Annotated in this window: 20 protein-coding genes; 18 read left to right on the top strand and 2 right to left on the bottom strand. The window is 43.4% G+C overall.

The window, feature by feature from the left end; all coding sequences use genetic code 11:
- Positions 1 to 24 precede the first annotated feature (24 nt).
- The 9 genes from AC4HAF_RS04625 to AC4HAF_RS04585 all read left to right on the top strand — a co-directional run bounded on the left by AC4HAF_RS04625 (position 25) and on the right by AC4HAF_RS04585 (position 9,227).
- A complete protein-coding gene (locus tag AC4HAF_RS04625; RefSeq protein ID WP_491096856.1) occupies positions 25 to 867 on the top strand; it encodes a MetQ/NlpA family ABC transporter substrate-binding protein in 843 nt (280 codons plus the stop codon).
- Between the two features lie 257 nt (positions 868 to 1,124).
- A complete protein-coding gene (locus tag AC4HAF_RS04620) occupies positions 1,125 to 2,498 on the top strand; it encodes a M20/M25/M40 family metallo-hydrolase (protein WP_491096855.1) in 1,374 nt (457 codons plus the stop codon).
- Positions 2,491 to 3,555, top strand: coding sequence for a methionine ABC transporter ATP-binding protein (locus tag AC4HAF_RS04615; RefSeq protein WP_491096854.1), 1,065 nt, complete (start codon positions 2,491 to 2,493; stop codon positions 3,553 to 3,555). The genes AC4HAF_RS04620 and AC4HAF_RS04615 overlap by 8 nt, the downstream gene beginning before the upstream one ends.
- Before the next feature lie 3 nt (positions 3,556 to 3,558).
- Complete coding sequence (locus tag AC4HAF_RS04610) at positions 3,559 to 4,248, top strand: methionine ABC transporter permease (RefSeq protein WP_491096853.1); 690 nt, start codon at positions 3,559 to 3,561, stop codon at positions 4,246 to 4,248.
- Between the two features lie 54 nt (positions 4,249 to 4,302).
- A complete protein-coding gene (locus AC4HAF_RS04605) occupies positions 4,303 to 5,085 on the top strand; it encodes a carbon-nitrogen family hydrolase (RefSeq protein ID WP_491096852.1) in 783 nt (260 codons plus the stop codon).
- Positions 5,086 to 5,299: 214 nt separating this feature from the next.
- Positions 5,300 to 6,145: an SAM hydrolase/SAM-dependent halogenase family protein gene (locus AC4HAF_RS04600; protein ID WP_491096851.1), complete on the top strand. Its 846-nt coding sequence runs from the start codon at positions 5,300 to 5,302 to the stop codon at positions 6,143 to 6,145.
- Positions 6,146 to 6,154: 9 nt separating this feature from the next.
- Positions 6,155 to 6,700, top strand: a complete 546-nt coding sequence (locus tag AC4HAF_RS04595; protein ID WP_491096850.1) for an ECF-type riboflavin transporter substrate-binding protein — start codon at positions 6,155 to 6,157, stop codon at positions 6,698 to 6,700.
- Positions 6,701 to 6,727: 27 nt separating this feature from the next.
- Entirely contained in the window at positions 6,728 to 8,404 is a 1,677-nt protein-coding gene (locus AC4HAF_RS04590) for an ABC transporter ATP-binding protein (protein WP_491096849.1), read from the top strand.
- Positions 8,397 to 9,227 carry an energy-coupling factor transporter transmembrane component T family protein gene (locus AC4HAF_RS04585; protein ID WP_491096848.1) on the top strand — a complete coding sequence of 277 codons (831 nt, stop codon included), beginning with the start codon at positions 8,397 to 8,399 and terminating at the stop codon, positions 9,225 to 9,227. Before AC4HAF_RS04590 ends, AC4HAF_RS04585 begins: the two co-directional genes overlap by 8 nt.
- Before the next feature lie 87 nt (positions 9,228 to 9,314).
- Here the strand turns inward: AC4HAF_RS04585 and rsmG are convergent, their stop codons facing one another.
- On the bottom strand, positions 9,315 to 10,028 hold the full coding sequence (gene rsmG / locus AC4HAF_RS04580; protein WP_491096847.1) for a 16S rRNA (guanine(527)-N(7))-methyltransferase RsmG: 714 nt from the start codon (positions 10,026 to 10,028) through the stop codon (positions 9,315 to 9,317).
- An 85-nt stretch (positions 10,029 to 10,113) separates the two neighbouring features.
- On the opposite strand from rsmG, the gene AC4HAF_RS04575 reads away from it, so the two are divergent.
- From AC4HAF_RS04575 to AC4HAF_RS04535, 9 genes are all read left to right on the top strand, one after another.
- Positions 10,114 to 10,674: a LemA family protein gene (locus tag AC4HAF_RS04575; protein WP_491096846.1), complete on the top strand. Its 561-nt coding sequence runs from the start codon at positions 10,114 to 10,116 to the stop codon at positions 10,672 to 10,674.
- A 9-nt stretch (positions 10,675 to 10,683) separates the two neighbouring features.
- The gene (gene htpX, locus AC4HAF_RS04570; protein WP_491096845.1) at positions 10,684 to 11,583 is read left to right on the top strand and encodes a zinc metalloprotease HtpX; all 900 of its coding nucleotides are present in this window, start codon (positions 10,684 to 10,686) and stop codon (positions 11,581 to 11,583) included.
- A 239-nt stretch (positions 11,584 to 11,822) separates the two neighbouring features.
- Positions 11,823 to 12,359 (top strand): YceD family protein, encoded by a 537-nt coding sequence (locus tag AC4HAF_RS04565; protein ID WP_491096844.1) that lies wholly within the window; start codon positions 11,823 to 11,825, stop codon positions 12,357 to 12,359.
- 358 nt (positions 12,360 to 12,717) lie between these two features.
- Complete coding sequence (locus AC4HAF_RS04560) at positions 12,718 to 13,407, top strand: response regulator transcription factor (protein WP_491092014.1); 690 nt, start codon at positions 12,718 to 12,720, stop codon at positions 13,405 to 13,407.
- A gap of 177 nt (positions 13,408 to 13,584) precedes the next feature.
- Complete coding sequence (gene nrdR / locus AC4HAF_RS04555; RefSeq protein WP_027975324.1) at positions 13,585 to 14,076, top strand: transcriptional regulator NrdR; 492 nt, start codon at positions 13,585 to 13,587, stop codon at positions 14,074 to 14,076.
- Entirely contained in the window at positions 14,063 to 15,232 is a 1,170-nt protein-coding gene (locus AC4HAF_RS04550; protein WP_491096843.1) for a DnaD domain protein, read from the top strand. Before nrdR ends, AC4HAF_RS04550 begins: the two co-directional genes overlap by 14 nt.
- Positions 15,233 to 16,135 carry a primosomal protein DnaI gene (gene dnaI, locus AC4HAF_RS04545; protein WP_491096842.1) on the top strand — a complete coding sequence of 301 codons (903 nt, stop codon included), beginning with the start codon at positions 15,233 to 15,235 and terminating at the stop codon, positions 16,133 to 16,135.
- Between the two features lie 12 nt (positions 16,136 to 16,147).
- Positions 16,148 to 17,458 (top strand): ribosome biogenesis GTPase Der, encoded by a 1,311-nt coding sequence (gene der / locus AC4HAF_RS04540; RefSeq protein ID WP_491096841.1) that lies wholly within the window; start codon positions 16,148 to 16,150, stop codon positions 17,456 to 17,458.
- A 53-nt stretch (positions 17,459 to 17,511) separates the two neighbouring features.
- On the top strand, positions 17,512 to 18,135 hold the full coding sequence (locus tag AC4HAF_RS04535) for an HI_0552 family protein (protein ID WP_491092089.1): 624 nt from the start codon (positions 17,512 to 17,514) through the stop codon (positions 18,133 to 18,135).
- A gap of 139 nt (positions 18,136 to 18,274) precedes the next feature.
- Here AC4HAF_RS04535 and AC4HAF_RS04530 read toward each other — a convergent pair whose 3' ends face one another.
- The gene (locus AC4HAF_RS04530; RefSeq protein WP_491092018.1) at positions 18,275 to 18,442 is read right to left on the bottom strand and encodes a hypothetical protein; all 168 of its coding nucleotides are present in this window, start codon (positions 18,440 to 18,442) and stop codon (positions 18,275 to 18,277) included.
- Between the last annotated feature and the right edge of the window lie 9 nt (positions 18,443 to 18,451).

Raw genomic sequence — 18,451 nt, 5'->3', positions numbered from 1 at the left:
TTTAATAGAAAAGGTGGATTGACAATGAATTTGAAAAAAGCATTAAGTGTTTTAGGTTTGACCCTGGCAGCAGTATTTCTGCTTGCAGCCTGCGGTCAAAAAAGCGATAAAAATACCCTGACTGTTGGCGTGATGACCATGACGGATTCTGACAAGGCGCGTTGGGATAAGATTGAAGAACTCCTTAAAGAGGACAATGTCAAACTTAAGTTTAAGGAATTTACGGACTATTCTCAGCCCAATAAGGCTCTGAAAAACGGAGAAGTCGACATCAACGCCTTCCAGCATTACAATTTCTTAAATGACTGGAATAAGGAAAATAGGGGAGACTTGGTGAGTGTTGCTGAAACTTATATCAGCCCTGTCAATCTCTTTTCAGGGACCGAAAACGGCAAAGCTAAATACACCAGCGTCAAACAGCTTCCAGACAAAGCTCAGATTGCTGTTCCTAACGACCCTACCAATGAAAGCCGTGCCCTTTACGTCCTTCAGGATGCCGGTCTGATTAAACTTGATGTATCAGGCGACACACTGGCTACTATTAAAGATATCAAATCCAACCCTAAAGATCTTGATATTAAAGAAGTTGATGCCAGCCAAACAGCCAGAAACCTGACTTCTGTAGATGCTGCGGTTGTCAACAACAGTTACGCTGTTCCGGCTAAAATTGATTTTAAAACGTCTCTTTACAAAGAAAAAGTCAATGCCGGTTCTAAGCAATGGATTAACATCATTGCCGCACAAAAGAACTGGAAAAAATCAGATAAGGCAGCTGCTATTAAGAAATTAATCAAGGTTTATCATACAGATGCCGTTAAGAAAGTTATCGAAAAGACATCAAAAAATGTTGACCAACCTGTCTGGTAAGTGATAGCAGGAAAAAGGCAAGCAAATGACAAAGCAGGGCTCCGTAACTATTTTTCGGAGCTTTTGCCCCTGCCAAGGCGGGGCAGATGAGTGGGGAACAGTATTTGAGACCGGAGGTTTCTTGTTTGCAAGCTGAAAAAGTCTTAAAGGGCTCTTCATTTCTTTAAGTCATTGCTGCCTTAGACATGTCAAATGCAGATTACTGAAAGCGAGAGGTTGAGACACGGTCCCAGCCTCTTGTCGTATAAAGGAGAATAATGGTAGTTTCAAGTGAAAAAGAACAAATTGTCAAATTTTGGCAGGATGAAGTTGCTCAGCACTATTTTGAAGTTTTGCGAACCTTGATTTCTAAGAAATCAATATTTGCCCAGCAAACAGGTCTTCAGGATGTTGCCGGCTATCTGGGAGAAATTTTTGCCAATGTTGGTGCGGAGGTGACCATTGATGAGACCTATACGGCTCCTTTTGTCATTGCTAAATTTAAAAGTCCCAACCCTCAGGCCAAGACCATTATCTTTTACAATCATTACGACACTGTACCGGCTGACGATGATCAGGTCTGGACAGATGATCCGTTTAAACTGACCGTGAGAAAGGGCTATATGTACGGCCGCGGTGTGGATGATGATAAAGGACACATCACGGCTCGCCTGACAGCTGTTCGAAAGTACATGCGCGAAATTGGCAATCTTCCTGTTAACATTACTTTTATCATGGAAGGTGCTGAAGAATCAGCTTCGACAGATCTTGATAAGTATTTGACCAAATACGCAGACAGCTTACTTCCGGCCGATGTTCTGATTTGGGAGCAGGGCGTTAAAAACAGCCGTGGACAGTTAGAGATAACGGGCGGCAATAAAGGGATTATTACTTTTAATCTTTCGGTTTCCAGTGCCGAAGTTGATATTCATTCCAAGTACGGAGCAGTTGTTGAATCGGCAACTTGGTACCTTCTGAATGCCATCTCCAGCATGCGGGCTGATGACGGCCGGATTCTGATTGACGGCATTTATGAAAGGGTGCTTGAGCCCAATGAGCGTGAGCTGGACTTGGTAGGGCGCTTTGCCCTTGAAAACAGTGAGGGGCTGCGCAGGGTTTACGGCTTGAAACTCCCGGCTCTGAAAAAAGAACGGCAGGATTTTCTTAAAACCTACTTTTTTGAACCGGCTCTGTCCATTGAAGGGCTTTCCTCGGGCTATCAGGGTCAGGGAGTGAAGACTATTCTCCCGGCTTCTGCCAGTGCTAAGATGGAAATGCGGCTGGTGCCAGGGCTCAGTCCCAAATATGTTTTTGAAAAGATTAACAGTCATTTGAGAAAACTGGGCTTTGAGCATGTTAAAGTGACTTATACGCTGGGAGAGGAGTCCTACCGCAGCGATATGAGTGCTCCGGCTATTTTGAATATTGTAGAATTAAGCAAGCAGTTCTATGAAGCGGGGGTTTCTGTTCTGCCAACCGCAGCAGGTACAGGTCCTATGTACACAGTCTATGAAGCTTTGGGGGTTCCTATGCTGGCTTTTGGCATTGGCAATCCTAACAGCCGGGATCATGGCGGCGATGAAAATGTCAACCTAGCCGACTACTATACCCACATTGAATTAATTAAGGAGCTAATCAGAAGTTATGAGTAAGGCGATTATAAAACTTGACCATATTGATATCACCTTTCAGCAAAAAAAGCGCCGAATAGAAGCGGTTAAGGATGTCAGTGTGCACATTAATCAGGGCGATATCTACGGCATTGTCGGCTATTCCGGTGCCGGTAAGTCTACGCTTGTGCGTGTTATCAACCTTTTGCAGATACCGACGGCCGGAAAGGTTACGGTTGATGACGATGTTACCTTTGATAAGGGAAAAATTGAGCTGTCCAGTCAGGAGCTGCGGCAGAAGCGGCATGAGATTGGTATGATTTTTCAGCATTTCAATCTCATGGCACAAAAAACGGCCCGGCAGAATGTGGCCTTTGCTTTGCGGCATTCAGACTTAAGCGCTGCAGAAAAAGACCAAAAGGTGGCCGAACTGCTGGATTTAGTAGGTTTGTCTGACCGTGCAGACAATTATCCTGCTCAGCTGTCAGGCGGGCAAAAGCAGCGCGTGGCAATCGCGCGTGCGCTTGCCAATGATCCTAAGATTTTAATTTCGGATGAGGCAACGTCTGCCTTGGATCCTAAAACGACCAAACAGATTTTGGCGCTCCTGCAGGATTTAAACAAAAAATTAGGTCTGACGATTGTCATGATTACCCATGAAATGCAGATTGTCAAAGATATCTGCAACCGTGTGGCTGTCATGCAGGCCGGAGCGATGATTGAAGAGGGTTCGGTCTTGGACATTTTTTCTAATCCTAAGGAAGAGCTGACCAAGGACTTTATTAAAACAGCAACAGGTATCGAAGATGCTCTGATTAAGATCAAGCAGCAGGACATTGTCCAAAACTTACCGGCAGACGCGGTCTTACTGCAGCTGAAATATGCCGGTACAGCCACGGATGAGCCGATTTTAAATAATCTTTATAAGCATTATCAGGTAACTGCCAATATTCTTTACGGCAATATCGAGATTTTAGAAGCCACACCTGTCGGTGAAATGATTGTCATTTTAGAAGGTGATGCGGCTAATATCAAGCAGGCGCTGGCTGACCTGGAATCCTTAGATTTAACAGTGACTGTTTTAAAGAGGGGAGCTTAAGGAATGCATTTAATTCAAACTTATTTACCAAATGTCTATGAGCTTGGTCTGACAGGCGATGCAGGCTGGCTGACAGCTCTTTTAAATACGCTGTATATGACCGTTGTTCCTTTTATTATCGGCGGCGGTGTCGGTCTCATTTTTGGTCTTTTGTTAGTACTGATGGGGCCTGGCGGTGTCATTGAAAACAAGACCGTCTGCTGGATTATCGATAAAATAACATCTGTCTTTCGGGCCATTCCCTTTGTTATTTTAATTGCTGTCCTAGCGCCTTTGACCATGCTTTTGATGCAGACCAACTTAGGGGCGACAGCAGCCTTGGTTCCTTTGTCCTTTGCGACCTTTCCTTTCTTTGCCCGTCAGGTTCAGGTTGTCTTTTCTGAGTTGGACCGCGGTGTGATTGAAGCGGCTCAGGCTTCCGGTGCTACTTTTTGGGATATTGTCAAGGTTTATCTCAGTGAGGGCTTCCCGGACTTGATCCGTGTGTCAACAGTGACCTTGATTTCACTAGTTGGTGAAACGGCTATGGCGGGAGCTATCGGAGCCGGAGGACTTGGAAATGTTGCCATCTCTTATGGCTACAACCGCTTTAACAATGATGTGACCTGGGTTGCAACTCTCATCATCCTGCTGCTTATTTTTAGTATTCAGTTTATCGGCGATACGCTGACAAGAAAAGTCAGCCACCGCTGATAATGCGGCTGTGTTTTAGCTAAAAGCAGCTGTGATGATTTTGGAGGTGATTTTTTGAAGATAAGTCTTATACAGTTTGATATCAGAGACGGCCAGCCTCAGCTCAATAAAGAAAAGGTTCAGGAACTCCTGCAAGAAGCGCTTGCGGAAAATCCTGATGTTCTAGTTCTGCCGGAATTATGGAATACCGGCTATGCTTTGGACGAGCTGGAAGAGATAGCTGATGAAAATGGAAAAGACAGTATCGCCTGGCTCAGCCAGTTTGCTAAGGAGCATCAGATTGCTCTGGTTGCAGGCTCTGTCGCCACTAAGTGTCAAGGTAAATTTTACAATACTGCCTATACCTTTGCTGCAGACGGAAAACTTGTCAATGCCTATGACAAGGTGCATCTTTTTGGTCTCATGGCAGAAGATCGTTTTTTGACTGCAGGGCAAAAAGAAAGCCACTTTGAGCTTAATCATGTCAAAGCCGCCCATGTCATCTGCTATGACATTCGCTTCCCGGAGTGGACCCGCAAATTAATGAGTCAGGGAGCAGAGCTTCTATTTGTATCTGCCCAATGGCCTGCCGGCAGAATTTCGCAGTGGCGAATTCTGCTACAGGCGCGGGCTGTCGAAAATCAAGCCTTTGTCATTGCTGTCAACCGTATCGGCCGGGGAGCACAAGATTGCTTTAACGGACATTCGCTTGTGATTGATCCTTTGGGGAATATTTTGCTGGAAACGGATGACAGGGAAGGCATTTTCAGCAGCCAAATTGATGTGCAGCAGGTTCAGGAGGTGCGAGGACAGATTCCTGTTTTTGCCGATCGCAGGCCGGAGCTTTACGAGGGTTAAAAGGCTAAAGATCATAAAAGTTACTTTTCTCCTATGCTGTTCAGAGGCAGAGATGCTTATCTGTTTCCTGTTTTTAGCATGGAATAATAGAAATCGGCTTTCTTGCGGGAGCGTAAGGCCGAGGCAAAGCTGTTTTAATCTTTTTTTAATGGAATGCGCCGCAAAAGTCCGTCTTGTGATAAAATAGGAATTGAAAGGAAGGCGAGTCAGTTCAATGAGCAATAATTTATTAGTTTTGCAGTCAGATTTTGGTTTGGTTGACGGTGCGGTATCAGCTATGATTGGTGTGGCACTGCAGGAAGAGCCGACACTCGGCATTCATAATTTGACCCATGAAATCACTCCCTATAATATTTTTGAGGGTTCCTACCGTCTCTTTCAAACGGTGGAATATTGGCCTGAAGGCACGACATTTGTGTCGGTTGTGGATCCGGGAGTCGGTTCTGACCGAAAAAGTGTTGTGGCTCTGACTGAGAAAAATCAGTATATCGTAACACCTGATAACGGCACCCTGTCCTATATCAAAAAGCACATCGGCATTAAAGCCGTTCGGGAGATTTCTGAAATTGAAAACCGCCGGCGCAATACAGAACTGTCCTATACCTTTCATGGACGTGATGTCTATGCTTTTACGGGGGCAAAATTAGCCAGCGGTCACATCGCCTTTGAAGATGTGGGACCTGAACTGCCTGTTGAGGCTATTGTGGAGCTTCCGACGGTGGCAACAGTTATCGAGGATGATCTTGTCCGCGGGGCAGTTGATATTCTTGATGTTCAATTTGGCTCTCTATGGACTTCGATCACACGTGAAGAATTTTACACGCTTGCGCCCAAATTTGATGATCGCTTTGAGCTGACCATTTACAACAATGACATGCTGGTTTATCAAAATCAGGTCACCTATGGCAAATCATTTGCGGCCGTCCGTGTCGGCCAGCCCATCATCTATATCAATTCTCTCTACCGTGTAGGAGTTGCCATCAATCAGGGTTCCTTTGCCAAGGCCTACAACGTCGGGGTCGGCCCGCAATGGCGCCTTGAAATCAAAAAAATTAACTAAGGAGACGACATGAAAAATAATTCTATTAAAGCAGTTGTCGCAACCGGTATCGGTGCAGCTCTGTTTGTCATTATCGGTATTTTTATCAATATTCCTCTTTTTGCCAATACCAGTATTCAGCTGCAGTATGCGGTTCAGGCCTTTCTAGCTGTTCTTTTCGGTCCTGCGGTCGGCTTTTTTACCGGCCTCATCGGGCACATGGTTAAAGATATGTTTGCCGGCTACGGAATCTGGTGGTCATGGGTGATTCCAAGCGGTCTGGTTGGTCTGGGCATCGGCTTTTTGAAAAATCGTCTTCGTGTCGAAAAAGGGCTTTTTACGACTAAGGATGCGCTGACTTTTAACATTGTACAGATTATTATCAATATCATTGCTTGGGGAATTGTGGCTCCTTTAGGGGATATTATTATTTTCAATGAACCTGCCAGCAAGGTATTTGTTCAGGGCTTGCTGGCCAGTGTAGCCAACGCTTTGACTATTGGTATCGGTGCTACTATTTTGCTGGCTGTCTATGCTAAAACACGGACACAGTCAGGAAGCCTGTCCAAAGACTGACCTTTTTGAAAATTAGGGATATATCTTATGGAACCATTTATTGAATTTAAAGATTTTTCCTTCAAATACGATGCTCAGGCAGAACCCACTCTGAAAAATATCAATTTATCAGTGAAAAAGGGAGAAAAAGTGCTGATTGTCGGCCCTTCCGGCTGCGGAAAATCAACCTTAGGCCATTGTCTGAACGGCATTATTCCTAATATTTACAAGGGACAGATGAGCGGCAGCCTGACTATTGGCGGCAAGTATTCCTTTAATCTGTCTGTATATGAAAAATCACATCTAGTCTCAACCGTTTTGCAGGATCCGGACGGGCAGTTTATCGGTTTGACAGTGGCTGAGGATTTGGCCTTTGCGCTGGAAAATGACTGCGCAGACCACCAGACGATGGTTGAAAAGGTCAATATCTGGGCTGAGCGCTTGGAACTGACGGATTTGCTTGATCATCGGCCTCAGGACCTCTCAGGCGGTCAAAGGCAGCGTGTCAGTCTGGCCGGCGTTTTAATTGATGAAAGTCCGATTTTGCTCTTTGATGAGCCTCTGGCTAATCTGGACCCAAAAGCTGGCCAGGACACCATTGATTTGATTGATCGGATTCACCAAGAAGAAGGAACGACTACGATTATTATTGAACACCGGCTGGAAGATGTTCTCTACCGCCCTGTTGATAAAATTGTGCTGATTAATGATGGCCGGATTCTTTTCGATGGCAGTCCTGATGAGATTTTGCAGACCAATCTGCTGCGGGAAAACGGCATCCGCGAACCCCTTTATTTGACGGTTCTGCGTCAATTAGGTCTCGATGTGAAAAAAACAGCCCATTTAGCGGCACTCAGTCAGCTTGATCTCTCAGACATTCACTTTGAAGAAACCGGCAGCCTGCCTGCTTCTAAGGCTTCTCTGCCTTTGCTTACTATTGACGGTTTTAATTTTTCTTACACGCCGGATCGACCGATTTTGCAAAATTTGTCTGTTCAGATTAATAAAGGGGAGCGCATTGCTATTGTCGGGAAAAACGGTGCCGGCAAATCTACTCTGGCCAAGGCGCTCTGTCAATTTATAACTGTCAGCGGCCGCATCTACTATCAAGGAAAAGACATCTCTTTTGATTCTATTAAAGAGCGATCTGAGCGCATCGGTTATGTTTTGCAGAATCCCAATCAGATGATCAGCCAGACCATGATTTTTGATGAGGTGGCACTGGGGCTGCGTCTTCGCGGTTTTCCTGAGGAGCAGGTGAAGGAGAAGGTTTTTGCCGTTCTAAAAACCTGCGGCCTGTATGAATTTCGCAACTGGCCCATCTCTGCTTTGTCATTTGGGCAGAAAAAGCGTGTAACGATTGCATCAATTTTAGTTTTAAATCCGGAAATTATCCTACTGGATGAGCCCACAGCAGGGCAGGATAAGAGACACTATACAGAAATGATGGCCTTCTTAGATGAGCTGAATGCTCTGGGGCATACCATTATTATGATTACGCACGATATGCAGCTGGTGCTGGAGTACTCAGACCGGGCACTTGTCATTAGTCAGGGGCAGATTTTGGCAGATCAAAGCCCTGTTGAGCTCTTCAGTCAGCCGGAATTACTGGCAGCTGCTAATTTGAAACAAACCAGTCTCTTTGATTTAGCGAAAAAACTAGGCTGTGATCCTATTTCGCTGACCCGTTATTATATTGAGCACCAAGGAGGATCGGATGAATAAACAGTTGATAGGCTATCATGATGGCGAGGGCTTCCTCTATGAACTGTCAGGCGCCAGCAAGCTCCTCTTTTTTCTCCTTGTTTCCATTGCCTGTATGACAACCTATGATACTCGTTTGATTTTAGCAGTAGGGCTTATGTCTGTTTTGCTGTTTAAATCAGCTGATATTCACTGGCGGGATATTTCCTTTGTCATGAAGTTTGTGACGGTTTTTGCCGTTTTGAACGTGGTCATGGTTTATCTTTTTGCGCCTGACTACGGTGAGAAAATCTACGGTGCAAGAACACTGCTATGGGCAGGAACAGGGCGGTTTTACCTGAGTTGGCAGGAAATTTTCTACCTTTTAAATCTTGTTCTCAAGTATTTTTGTACGGTTCCTTTGGCAATACTCTTTTTGATGACTACCCATCCCAGTCAGTTCGCTGCCAGTCTTAATCAAATCGGCGTTCCTTATAAGGTGGCCTATGCTGTCAGCCTGACCTTGCGTTATATTCCGGATGTTCAGGAGGAATTTTACATGATTCGGACATCGCAGGAAGCCCGCGGTTTGGAGCTGTCTCAAAAGGCAAACCTGCTCAGCCGGATCAAGGGGAATCTGCAAATCATCGTTCCTTTAATTTTCAGTTCTTTAGATCGGATTGATACCGTTTCAACGGCAATGGAGCTGCGGCGGTTCGGCAAAAATAAAAAAAGGACCTGGTACATGTATCAGCCCTTTAGAAAAAAAGATATCTTAGCAATTGGCTTAGCCTGCTTCATCTTATTGATTAGTTTTTGGCTGTTCCGTTTGAACGAAGGCCGCTTTTACAATCCTTGGAGATAGGATTAGCTAAGTGATATGAATCATATAAAAAACTGTCATCTGACACCCGCATATTGTTGCGGCATCAAATGACAGTTTTTTAGTTGTCTACAGCGGTTTTTTATTGGGAATACCGGCTTTGCGCGGATATTTGTTAGGCGTTTCTTTTTTCTTTGTTACTAAGGTAATATTGCGCTCGTCTCCGTTAGGAAGCTGATAGTGATAATTTCCTGAAACCTGACTAAACAGCACTTCCAGCGCCTTCTGAGCAGCTGCGATTTCCTCATCAGCAGCGCTGGCTTTCAGCGCCAAAAGCTGACCGCCCACCTTTAAAAAGGGGATTGTCAGCTCGGCTAATACCTGCATCCGGGCAACAGCGCGGGCAGTAACTAGGTCAAACTGAGCACGAAATTGTTTGTCCTGTCCGAGATCCTCAGCTCTGCCATGATAAAAATGGACATTAGTCAGCTCCAGTTCCTCAGCCAGCACCTGCAGGAATTTGATGCGTTTATTCAGAGAATCAATGATTGTCACCTCAAGCTCGGGATAAATGATTTTCATGGGAAGACTGGGAAAGCCAGCTCCGGCGCCTATGTCTAAAAGCTTGAGCGGCTCATTTTTGATGCAGCCTTCTAAAATAGGTGCAATAGAATCGTAAAAGTGCTTGAGGTAGACATCATTTTCTTGAGTGATGGCTGTGAGATTGATCTTTGTGTTCCATTCGACCAGCAGTTTGAAATAAGAAGCAAACTGTTTTTTTTGATGATCAGACAGATTAATACGGTGCTCAGCCAATGCTTGGTAAAATTCTTCGGGGGTCATGCTTTCTCCTTTTATCTCCATTTATTCTAACATAATTCTTCTTTTTCTGATATAATGGAAACAGGAATTTTTAAGGAGAACTAACATGCTTATTTGGATTGTTTTAATTATTATTGCCTTGCTTATTGTTTGGGTAATTGTAAGCTATAATGCTTTGATCAGAAGCCGTATGCAGACACAGGAGGCTTGGAGTCAGATTGATGTGCAGCTGAAGCGCAGAAATGACCTTATTCCTAATTTGCTGGAAACGGTCAAGGGCTATGCCAATTATGAACAAAGCACCCTTGAAAAGGTTACAGAGCTCCGCCGTCAAGTGGCAGATGCCAACACGCCTAATGAAGCTATGCAGGCCAGTGACGCTCTTGGGAAACAAATGGCCAGCATTTTAGCGGTTGCTGAAAATTATCCGGATCTTAAGGCTAATCAAAACTTTATGAAGCTTCAAGATGAACTGACCAATACGGAAAACAAGATCTCTTATTCGCGTCAGCTCTTTAATTCAACAACTGCCAACTACAATGTCAAATTGGAAACTTTCCCGAGCAACCTGATTGCAGGCCTGTTTGGTTTTAAAGCCAGCGAATTTCTGGAAACGCCAGAGGAAGAAAAATCAGTGCCAAAAGTTGATTTTGGCGATATGGCTTAGGAGACTGCTATGCTGTTTGATCAAATTGCCAGTAATAAAAGAAAGACAATCATTTTGCTGGTTGTCTTCTTTCTGCTTTTAGCTCTTATCGGTGCTGCGGTCGGATATCTTTGGCTGGATAGTTTAACTGGTGGTGTTATTATTGCTTTAATTATTGGCTTTATTTATGCTTTTAGCATGATTTTCCAATCAACCAATGTCGTAATGGCCATGAATAATGCCAGAGAAGTGACAGCAGATGAAATGCCGGATTACTATCATATTGTAGAAGATATGGCTATGGTGGCTCAGATTCCCATGCCGCGTGTTTATGTGGTTGATGATCCGTCACTCAATGCCTTTGCGACCGGATCCAGCCCCAAGAATGCTGCGGTTGCAGCGACAACAGGTCTTTTAGCGGTCATGAACCGTGAAGAGTTAGAGGGTGTTATCGGGCATGAGGTCAGCCATATTCGCAATTACGATATCAGAATTTCAACGATTGCCGTTGCTCTTGCCAGTGCCGTAACCCTTATTTCCAGCATCGGCGGGCGTATGATGTGGTTTGGCGGCGGCAGAAACCGCAGATCAAATAATAATGAAGGCGGCGGTTATGTGCAGATTATTTTGCTGGTCTTTTCCATTTTAGCGATTGTCTTGGCGCCTTTGGCAGCTAGTTTAGTTCAGCTGGCTATTTCCCGCCAGCGTGAATATTTGGCTGATGCCAGTTCAGTTGAATTAACCCGCAATCCGCAAGGAATGATTAAGGCTCTGCACAAGTTAGAGCAGTCTCAGCCCATGGCCCATCCTGTTGATGATGCCAGCGCTGCGCTCTATATCAACGATCCGCAGAAAAAATCCAGTATGCAGCATCTGTTTTATACCCATCCGCCCCTTGCGGACCGTATTAAACGTTTGGAACAAATGTAGCAAAGAAAGATACTTTAAAAATCAGAAAATAAGAACTTAAACAAAAGAATCATTCCTGAAAGTTTTTAAGAATCAGTTCATTTTAAAACACAAGAGCAGAAAAAAGCAATCGATTCCTTTAATGCGGGCGATTGGTTTCTGCTCTTTTTAAATGCTGCAGTTTAAACAGGAATTGAGGGACAAGTCAGTAGATTATTGATATAATGTTAACATTTAAACATCACAGGAGGAAATCAACAATGTTTACGATTAGTGATATAAAAAAGCAGCCGGAAGGCCTGGCGTTTGAAGAGGAGCTGTCTGTTGAAGGAGCTGTAAAGGAAAGAAACCCCGATGTTTTAGTGCTTGAAGACGTTTTTGCCAAGGGAAGAGTCAGCTATGATGATGGGCTGTATCTGTTAAATTATGAGCTGAGCTACACAATCAGCCTGCCTTCCAGCCGTTCTTTAGAAACGGTGAAACAAGCAAAAACACTCTTTATCAATGAAGTTTTTGTAGAAAACAGCCGATTAGAAGATAAGAAAGATCTGGTAGATGAGGATCTTGTCTTAATTTTGGAAGATGGAACCATTGATTTGGAAGAAAGTGCTATTGATAATATCTTACTCAATATTCCTTTGAAAATTCTTACTGAAGAAGAAAAGCAAAATCAGAATCTGCCTTCAGGACAGGATTGGACTCTCCTCAGTGAGGAAGATTACCAAAATCTGCAGAAAGAAAAAAAGGAAAAAGAGAGTCCTTTTGCAGCTTTGGATGGATTATTTGACGAAGAATAATTTTTTCTGCTGCCGGATGTCAGGAAACAGGTTCAAGGTTTCAAGTTGTTGAATAACTCAAATTTTTTTCTTAGAAATTGACTGAGAAAAATTAAGAACAGCCATTGAAAAAAGAAAATAGAAATAGTATAATGAAAAAACTGGTGGATTATTTTAAAAAATAAAATTTTAAAAAGGGATTTGATGAAGTTCTTTTTTCCTTGATAATAAAGGGATTATCCGTCATCATAATAAAAAAATAATGACCTTATAGAACTGTAATAAGTTTGTTGCCCAGACTTTATAGTTTAATTATAAAAACTTTATTTTATTGGAATAATATTAGAAAACTATATTAGAATAATAAGCAGAGGGGTATATGGCTAAAAGTATTTTAATTATTGAAGACGAAAAAAATCTGGCAAAATTTGTTTCTCTGGAACTGCAGCATGAAGGGTATGAAGTTGACGTGGAACATGACGGACGTTCCGGCTTAGACAGGGCTCTTGAAAGAGACTTTGACTTGATCCTTCTTGATTTGATGCTGCCGAAGATGGACGGCTATGAAGTAACACGCCGGCTGCAGCTGGAAAAAACAACTTATATTATAATGATTACTGCCCGTGATTCTACTATGGATATTGTCACCGGCTTGGACCGCGGCGCAGATGGCTATGTTGTAAAACCTTTTGCTATCGAAGAATTACTGGCTCGGGTTCGTGCGATTTTCCGCCGCCAGGATATTGAAAGAGCCAAGCATTCCGTAAAGAAAGACAGTGCCTACCGTGATCTGCAGCTGGATGTACACAATCGGGCTGCCATTCGAAATGGTGAAACCATACCTTTAACCAAGCGAGAATTTGATCTGCTCAGTGCTCTTATGGAAAACCTCAATCAGGTTATGACCAGAGAAGAACTTTTGGATCGGGTCTGGAAATATGATCAAGAGGCTGAAACAAATGTCGTTGATGTCTATATTCGTTACCTGCGCGGTAAGATTGATGTTTCCGGAAAAGAAAGCTATATTCAGACTGTCCGCGGCATGGGCTATGTCATCCGCGAAAAATAGATTAAAGCAAAGGGGAGAAAGAAATTTCTGCCCTTTGTTTTTGTGCAGAGGTGTGCTGAACAAAAAACATTGCCGCTGGCAGGCATACAGGATTCATTTGGCTGCTGCTTACTTTTGTTCCAGACCAAAATATGGTAAAATAAAGTACTAACTTGAATCAAGAAGTGAGGTGTTTTCATGCGCTGTCCTAAATGTAATTATTTAAAATCCAGTGTTGTTGACAGCCGTCAAGCTGAGGAAGGCAACACTATCAGACGCCGCCGAGAATGTGAAAATTGCCATACACGTTTTACAACCTTTGAAAGAATTGAAGAACTGCCGCTTTTGGTTGTCAAAAAGGATGGAACCAGAGAGCAATTTTCCCGTGATAAAATTTTCAATGGCATTATCCGCAGTGCTCAGAAGCGTCCTGTCTCCAGCAGTGCTATTGAAAAAGTTGTCAACGATATCGAGCAAAAAATCCGCAGTGACTATGACAGCGAAGTTTCCAGTGTTGTCATAGGAAATCTGGTCATGGATGAGCTGGCAGAGCTGGATGAGATTACTTATGTTCGCTTTGCCAGTGTCTATCGCAGCTTTAAGGATGTTGATGAAATTGAAGCGCTCCTGCAGCAAATTACTAACCGCGTCAGAAGTAAGAAAAAGAGTAAATTAGATGAAACCGATTGATGAATTTCTCTATGTCAGGCAGAACTATCTTTTGCCTGATACTGTCAGCTTAATGCGCTTTTATTTGCCCATTATCGGCAGTGACGCTGTAGCTCTTTATCAGTATTTTATCAGTTTTTTTGATAATGGTGAAAAAAGGCATAAATTCAGCGAAATTCTTAACCATACGCAATTTGGCATGGCTCGCTTTGAAGAATCTCTGTCTGTTTTGACAGCCATGGATCTTTTAGCCTTTTATGAGAAAGACGGCCTTTATTATGTGAAATTGCTGGCGCCTTTAACTGCTGAAGCCTTTTGTAAAAATGCTGTCTACCGCAATCTCTTAGAGCAAAAAATCGGTCAGATTGCTTTAGAGCATTTGGAACTGGCTGTTCCAGACGGAGCTGACAATCTGTCCAAACGGTTTTCTGATGTTTTTGGTTATACAGAAGAGCAGCCTCAGCCGCAGGAAGCAGCTAAAAGCAAAACAGACTTTGATTTGGACAGTTTTAAACACTTGATGACGAGAGACGGTCTTCAGTTTGCTGATGAACGGACCGATGCGGTTGCTTTATATGTGATTTCTGAAAAATACAAACTCACTTGGTATGAAACCTATCTTTTAGCAAAAGAAACGGCTACTCAGCATAAGATTTCAACCAAGCGCATGCAGCTGAAGAAGGAGCAGGCCAAGCAGACTGATACGTCCGGTCAATTTTCTAAGGAAGAGCAGATTATTATTCAGGAAGCCAAACTTGACCGCCCTGAGGTTTTCTTAGCTAAGATTAAGAAGGCGCGGCATGCAGCTATTACAGCGGATGAACGAAAGCTGTTGGCTGATTTGGCAGAAATGAGCTTTTTGGATGAAGTTATCAACGTTATGGTTTTATATACGGTTTCCAAAACAAATTCTGCCAACCTCAACAAGCGCTATTTGATGAAAATTGCCAACGACTTTGCCTATCAAAAGGTTGTTTCGGCAGAACAGGCTGTTGAAAAGATGCGTGCTTTTTCGGAACGCAGGACGAACCAAAATCAGGGAAAGACCAAAACAAAGAGCAATGTTCCCGAATGGAGCAATCAGGATTACAAGAATGAAACAACGGCAGATGAGCAGGCACGTTTAGAGGAAATTAAACGTCAGACGCTTGCCAGATTGAGAAAGGATGGTGAGTAGATGGAAAAGATTGGACAAACGCTGGCCAAAAAGGATACTAAAAAACACTACAATACCGAAGAAATGATGCAGACTATTTTGGCAGACCAAGATATTGCTGATTTTATCACTGCTCATCAGTTGACTCAGGAGCAGATTAAGCTCAGTCTTCCTAAGTTCAATCAGTACCGCTTAGAGCGCGACCGCTTTAAAAATCACGATGAAAATTACGTGGCCAAGGGCTATCAGCCGATTCTGACCATGAATGCAGGCTATGCAGACGTTTCTTATTTAGAAACTAAGGAGCTTAAGGAATCTCAGAAGAGACAGGCCGTTTCAGAACGCATCAATGTGGTCAGCCTTCCCAGATCCTATAAAAACATTTCTTTTGATGATATCAGTCTTGATGATGTCAAACGTTTAGATGTCTTTAAAATGGTTGCTGACTTTGTTGAAAACTACCCCAGCCCTGACCAAAAAGGTCTTTATCTTTATGGAGATATGGGGATCGGCAAGTCTTATCTGATGGCGGCCATGGCTCATGAACTTTCAGAGCAAAAAGGCGCTGCGACTACTCTGTTGCATTTTCCGAGTTTTACTATTGACGTGAAAAATGCCATCAATACTGGAACTGTCAAGGATGAGATTGATGCTGTCAAAAAAGCTGAAATCCTGATTTTGGATGACATAGGAGCCGAGCAGAGTACCTCCTGGATTCGGGATGAAGTTTTGCAGGTCATTTTACAGTATCGTATGTTAGAGGAGCTGCCCACCTTTTTTACCTCTAACTATAGTTTTAAAGATTTAGAAGCTAAACTGGCCAATATCCGTGGGAGTGACGAAACCTGGCAGGCTAAGCGTGTCATGGAGCGGATTCGCTATTTAGCTAAAGAAGTTCACCTAGAAGGTGAAAATAGAAGATAAGAAGGAGCAGTAATGGCTTTACCAACCGTAGCGATTGTCGGCCGTCCCAATGTCGGCAAATCAACGCTTTTTAACCGTATAGCCGGTGAACGCATTTCCATCGTTGAAGATGTTGAAGGTGTAACAAGGGATCGTATCTATGCAAGTGCTGAATGGCTTAACCGTAAGTTTTCCCTGATTGATACAGGCGGCATTGATGATGTTGATGCGCCGTTTATGGAACAAATCAAGCATCAGGCTGACATTGCCATGACAGAGGCTGATGTGATTGTCTTTGTGGTATCCGGCAGAGAAGGCATTACAGATGCTGATGAGTATGTTGCAAGAATCCTCTACCGTACCCAAAAACCGGTCATTCTTGCTGTTAATAAGGTTGACAATCCTGAAATGCGCAGTGAGATCTATGATTTTTATTCGCTCGGTCTGGGTGATCCCTATCCTGTTTCATCTGTGCATGGGCTTGGTACCGGAGATGTGCTCGATGCTATTGTGCAAAATCTCCCAACAAAGCTCGAAGAAGACAATCCTGATGTGATAAAATTCAGTTTAATCGGCCGTCCCAATGTTGGTAAGTCCAGTCTTATCAATGCTATTTTGGGAGAGGAGCGCGTGATTGCAAGTCCTGTTGCCGGGACGACGCGTGATGCAGTTGATACGCATTTTACGGACAGTGAGGGTCAGGAATTTATCATGATTGATACTGCCGGTATGCGAAAATCCGGTAAGGTTTACGAAAACACTGAAAAGTACTCCGTCATGCGTGCCATGCGTGCTATCGACCGTTCTGATATTGTGCTGATGGTCATCAATGCAGAAGAAGGAATTCGGGAGTATGATAAACGCATTGCAGGTTTTGCTCATGAAGCCGGCAAGGGCATCATTCTCGTTGTCAATAAGTGGGATACCATAAAAAAAGACAACCATACAGTTGCCCAGTGGGAGCTTGATCTGAGAGACAGTTTCCAATATATCACTTATGCACCGATTGTCTTTGTCTCTGCTCTAACCAAACAGCGTCTTAATAAGCTGCCGGCTATGATTAAACAAATCAGCCAGAGCCAAAATATGCGTATTCCGTCAGCAGTGCTCAATGATGTTATCATGGATGCCGTTGCCGTTAATCCAACACCGACTGATAAAGGCCGCCGGCTTAAAATATTCTATGCGACACAGGTCTCTGTCAAACCGCCGACCTTTATTATTTTTGTCAATGAAGAAGAGCTGATGCATTTTTCATATCTGCGTTTCTTAGAAAATCAAATCCGCGAAGCCTTTGTGTTTGAAGGCACTCCTATCCGTTTGATTGCCCGAAAACGTAAGTAAGGGCTATCTCTTTGGCAAGTGTCTAGTCTCATGGATAGAGAAAAGAGATTATGATGTATCAAGCTATTCAAAAATATTTGAGTCAGCAAGGGTTCAAATATACCAAGCCCGAAAAGTCAGGGCCTCTAGCGGGAGAAATGCTGGCTTTAAAGTCTCTGGGTCAGGCTGCCCGTCAGGAATTTACAGAAATCGCCAAAACTCTGGAACCTAAAGTTGCGCCGTTTCAGATGACTCGTGTCAGTAATTGGGCCAGTCAGGCTCAGATAGCCAGACCTCATTTTTGGTGCTATTTTAAAAGACCGGAGGACAGCCAGTCTGATGTTGGTCTTGCCATAAGGCTCTATGGCCAGTCTGAGGACTTTGGCATTAGTGTGGAAGTCAGTTTTGTCGAACGCAAAAAATCAGAAACGACGCTCCTTAAGCAGCATCAGGTTTTGGAAATACCGATTGCTGAGCCGCTTTACTATTTTGCTCAGGAAAACGGTCTCAGCCACCGTCTTGCAGGAACTGAAGCAAATCGTCGGGAGTTAGGTGAAAAAGTTGCAAGCGGTCAGGTTCGAAAAGTTTTGGTCAAGTATGATGTTCCTGTGACAGAACACATGGTTTTATCTGAATTGACAAATCAATTGGCTCAGGGATTTGACAAGCTTATGCCTTATTACCAGGCAACCAGATGAAAGATGTTGGGCCGCTTTGACTTAAACTTTTATGGGATTTGTTTTGTCAATAGGCAATAGGGTAAAAAAACAGCCTGATTCCTTTGAAACCTAGGAATCAGGCTGTTGTTATTTGACTTGAAGCTGTTTTCACGTGATATTATGCAAAATACTTTCCTTTTAAGTAAAGTGCAATCACCAAAAGATTTTCGACCAGCAATATTGTAAATACAATAGGCTTAATATTTTTAATTGGAAATAACAGTGAAATCATCAGTAAGATAGGGTAGCTTGCAAGAACAAGCCAAGCAAATTTAGGTGATAACATAGAGCCACC

This window comes from Streptococcus sp. ELY_90, from assembly GCF_058314475.1.
Note: the sequence above shows the minus strand (reverse complement) of the source record. Positions and strands in the feature narration are given on the sequence as shown.

Bases quoted from the DNA above. Each gene is read 5' to 3' on its own strand.
- AC4HAF_RS04625 (WP_491096856.1), top strand. From the start codon at position 25: ATGAATTTGAAAAAAGCATTAAGTGTTTTAGGTTTGACCCTGGCAGCA.
- AC4HAF_RS04620 (WP_491096855.1), top strand. From the start codon at position 1,125: ATGGTAGTTTCAAGTGAAAAAGAACAAATTGTCAAATTTTGGCAGGAT.
- AC4HAF_RS04615 (WP_491096854.1), top strand. From the start codon at position 2,491: ATGAGTAAGGCGATTATAAAACTTGACCATATTGATATCACCTTTCAG.
- AC4HAF_RS04610 (WP_491096853.1), top strand. From the start codon at position 3,559: ATGCATTTAATTCAAACTTATTTACCAAATGTCTATGAGCTTGGTCTG.
- AC4HAF_RS04600 (WP_491096851.1), top strand. From the start codon at position 5,300: ATGAGCAATAATTTATTAGTTTTGCAGTCAGATTTTGGTTTGGTTGAC.
- AC4HAF_RS04595 (WP_491096850.1), top strand. From the start codon at position 6,155: ATGAAAAATAATTCTATTAAAGCAGTTGTCGCAACCGGTATCGGTGCA.
- AC4HAF_RS04590 (WP_491096849.1), top strand. From the start codon at position 6,728: ATGGAACCATTTATTGAATTTAAAGATTTTTCCTTCAAATACGATGCT.
- AC4HAF_RS04585 (WP_491096848.1), top strand. From the start codon at position 8,397: ATGAATAAACAGTTGATAGGCTATCATGATGGCGAGGGCTTCCTCTAT.
- rsmG (WP_491096847.1), bottom strand. From the start codon at position 10,028: ATGACCCCCGAAGAATTTTACCAAGCATTGGCTGAGCACCGTATTAAT.
- AC4HAF_RS04575 (WP_491096846.1), top strand. From the start codon at position 10,114: ATGCTTATTTGGATTGTTTTAATTATTATTGCCTTGCTTATTGTTTGG.
- htpX (WP_491096845.1), top strand. From the start codon at position 10,684: ATGCTGTTTGATCAAATTGCCAGTAATAAAAGAAAGACAATCATTTTG.
- AC4HAF_RS04565 (WP_491096844.1), top strand. From the start codon at position 11,823: ATGTTTACGATTAGTGATATAAAAAAGCAGCCGGAAGGCCTGGCGTTT.
- AC4HAF_RS04560 (WP_491092014.1), top strand. From the start codon at position 12,718: ATGGCTAAAAGTATTTTAATTATTGAAGACGAAAAAAATCTGGCAAAA.
- nrdR (WP_027975324.1), top strand. From the start codon at position 13,585: ATGCGCTGTCCTAAATGTAATTATTTAAAATCCAGTGTTGTTGACAGC.
- AC4HAF_RS04550 (WP_491096843.1), top strand. From the start codon at position 14,063: ATGAAACCGATTGATGAATTTCTCTATGTCAGGCAGAACTATCTTTTG.
- dnaI (WP_491096842.1), top strand. From the start codon at position 15,233: ATGGAAAAGATTGGACAAACGCTGGCCAAAAAGGATACTAAAAAACAC.
- der (WP_491096841.1), top strand. From the start codon at position 16,148: ATGGCTTTACCAACCGTAGCGATTGTCGGCCGTCCCAATGTCGGCAAA.
- AC4HAF_RS04535 (WP_491092089.1), top strand. From the start codon at position 17,512: ATGTATCAAGCTATTCAAAAATATTTGAGTCAGCAAGGGTTCAAATAT.
- AC4HAF_RS04530 (WP_491092018.1), bottom strand. From the start codon at position 18,442: ATGTTATCACCTAAATTTGCTTGGCTTGTTCTTGCAAGCTACCCTATC.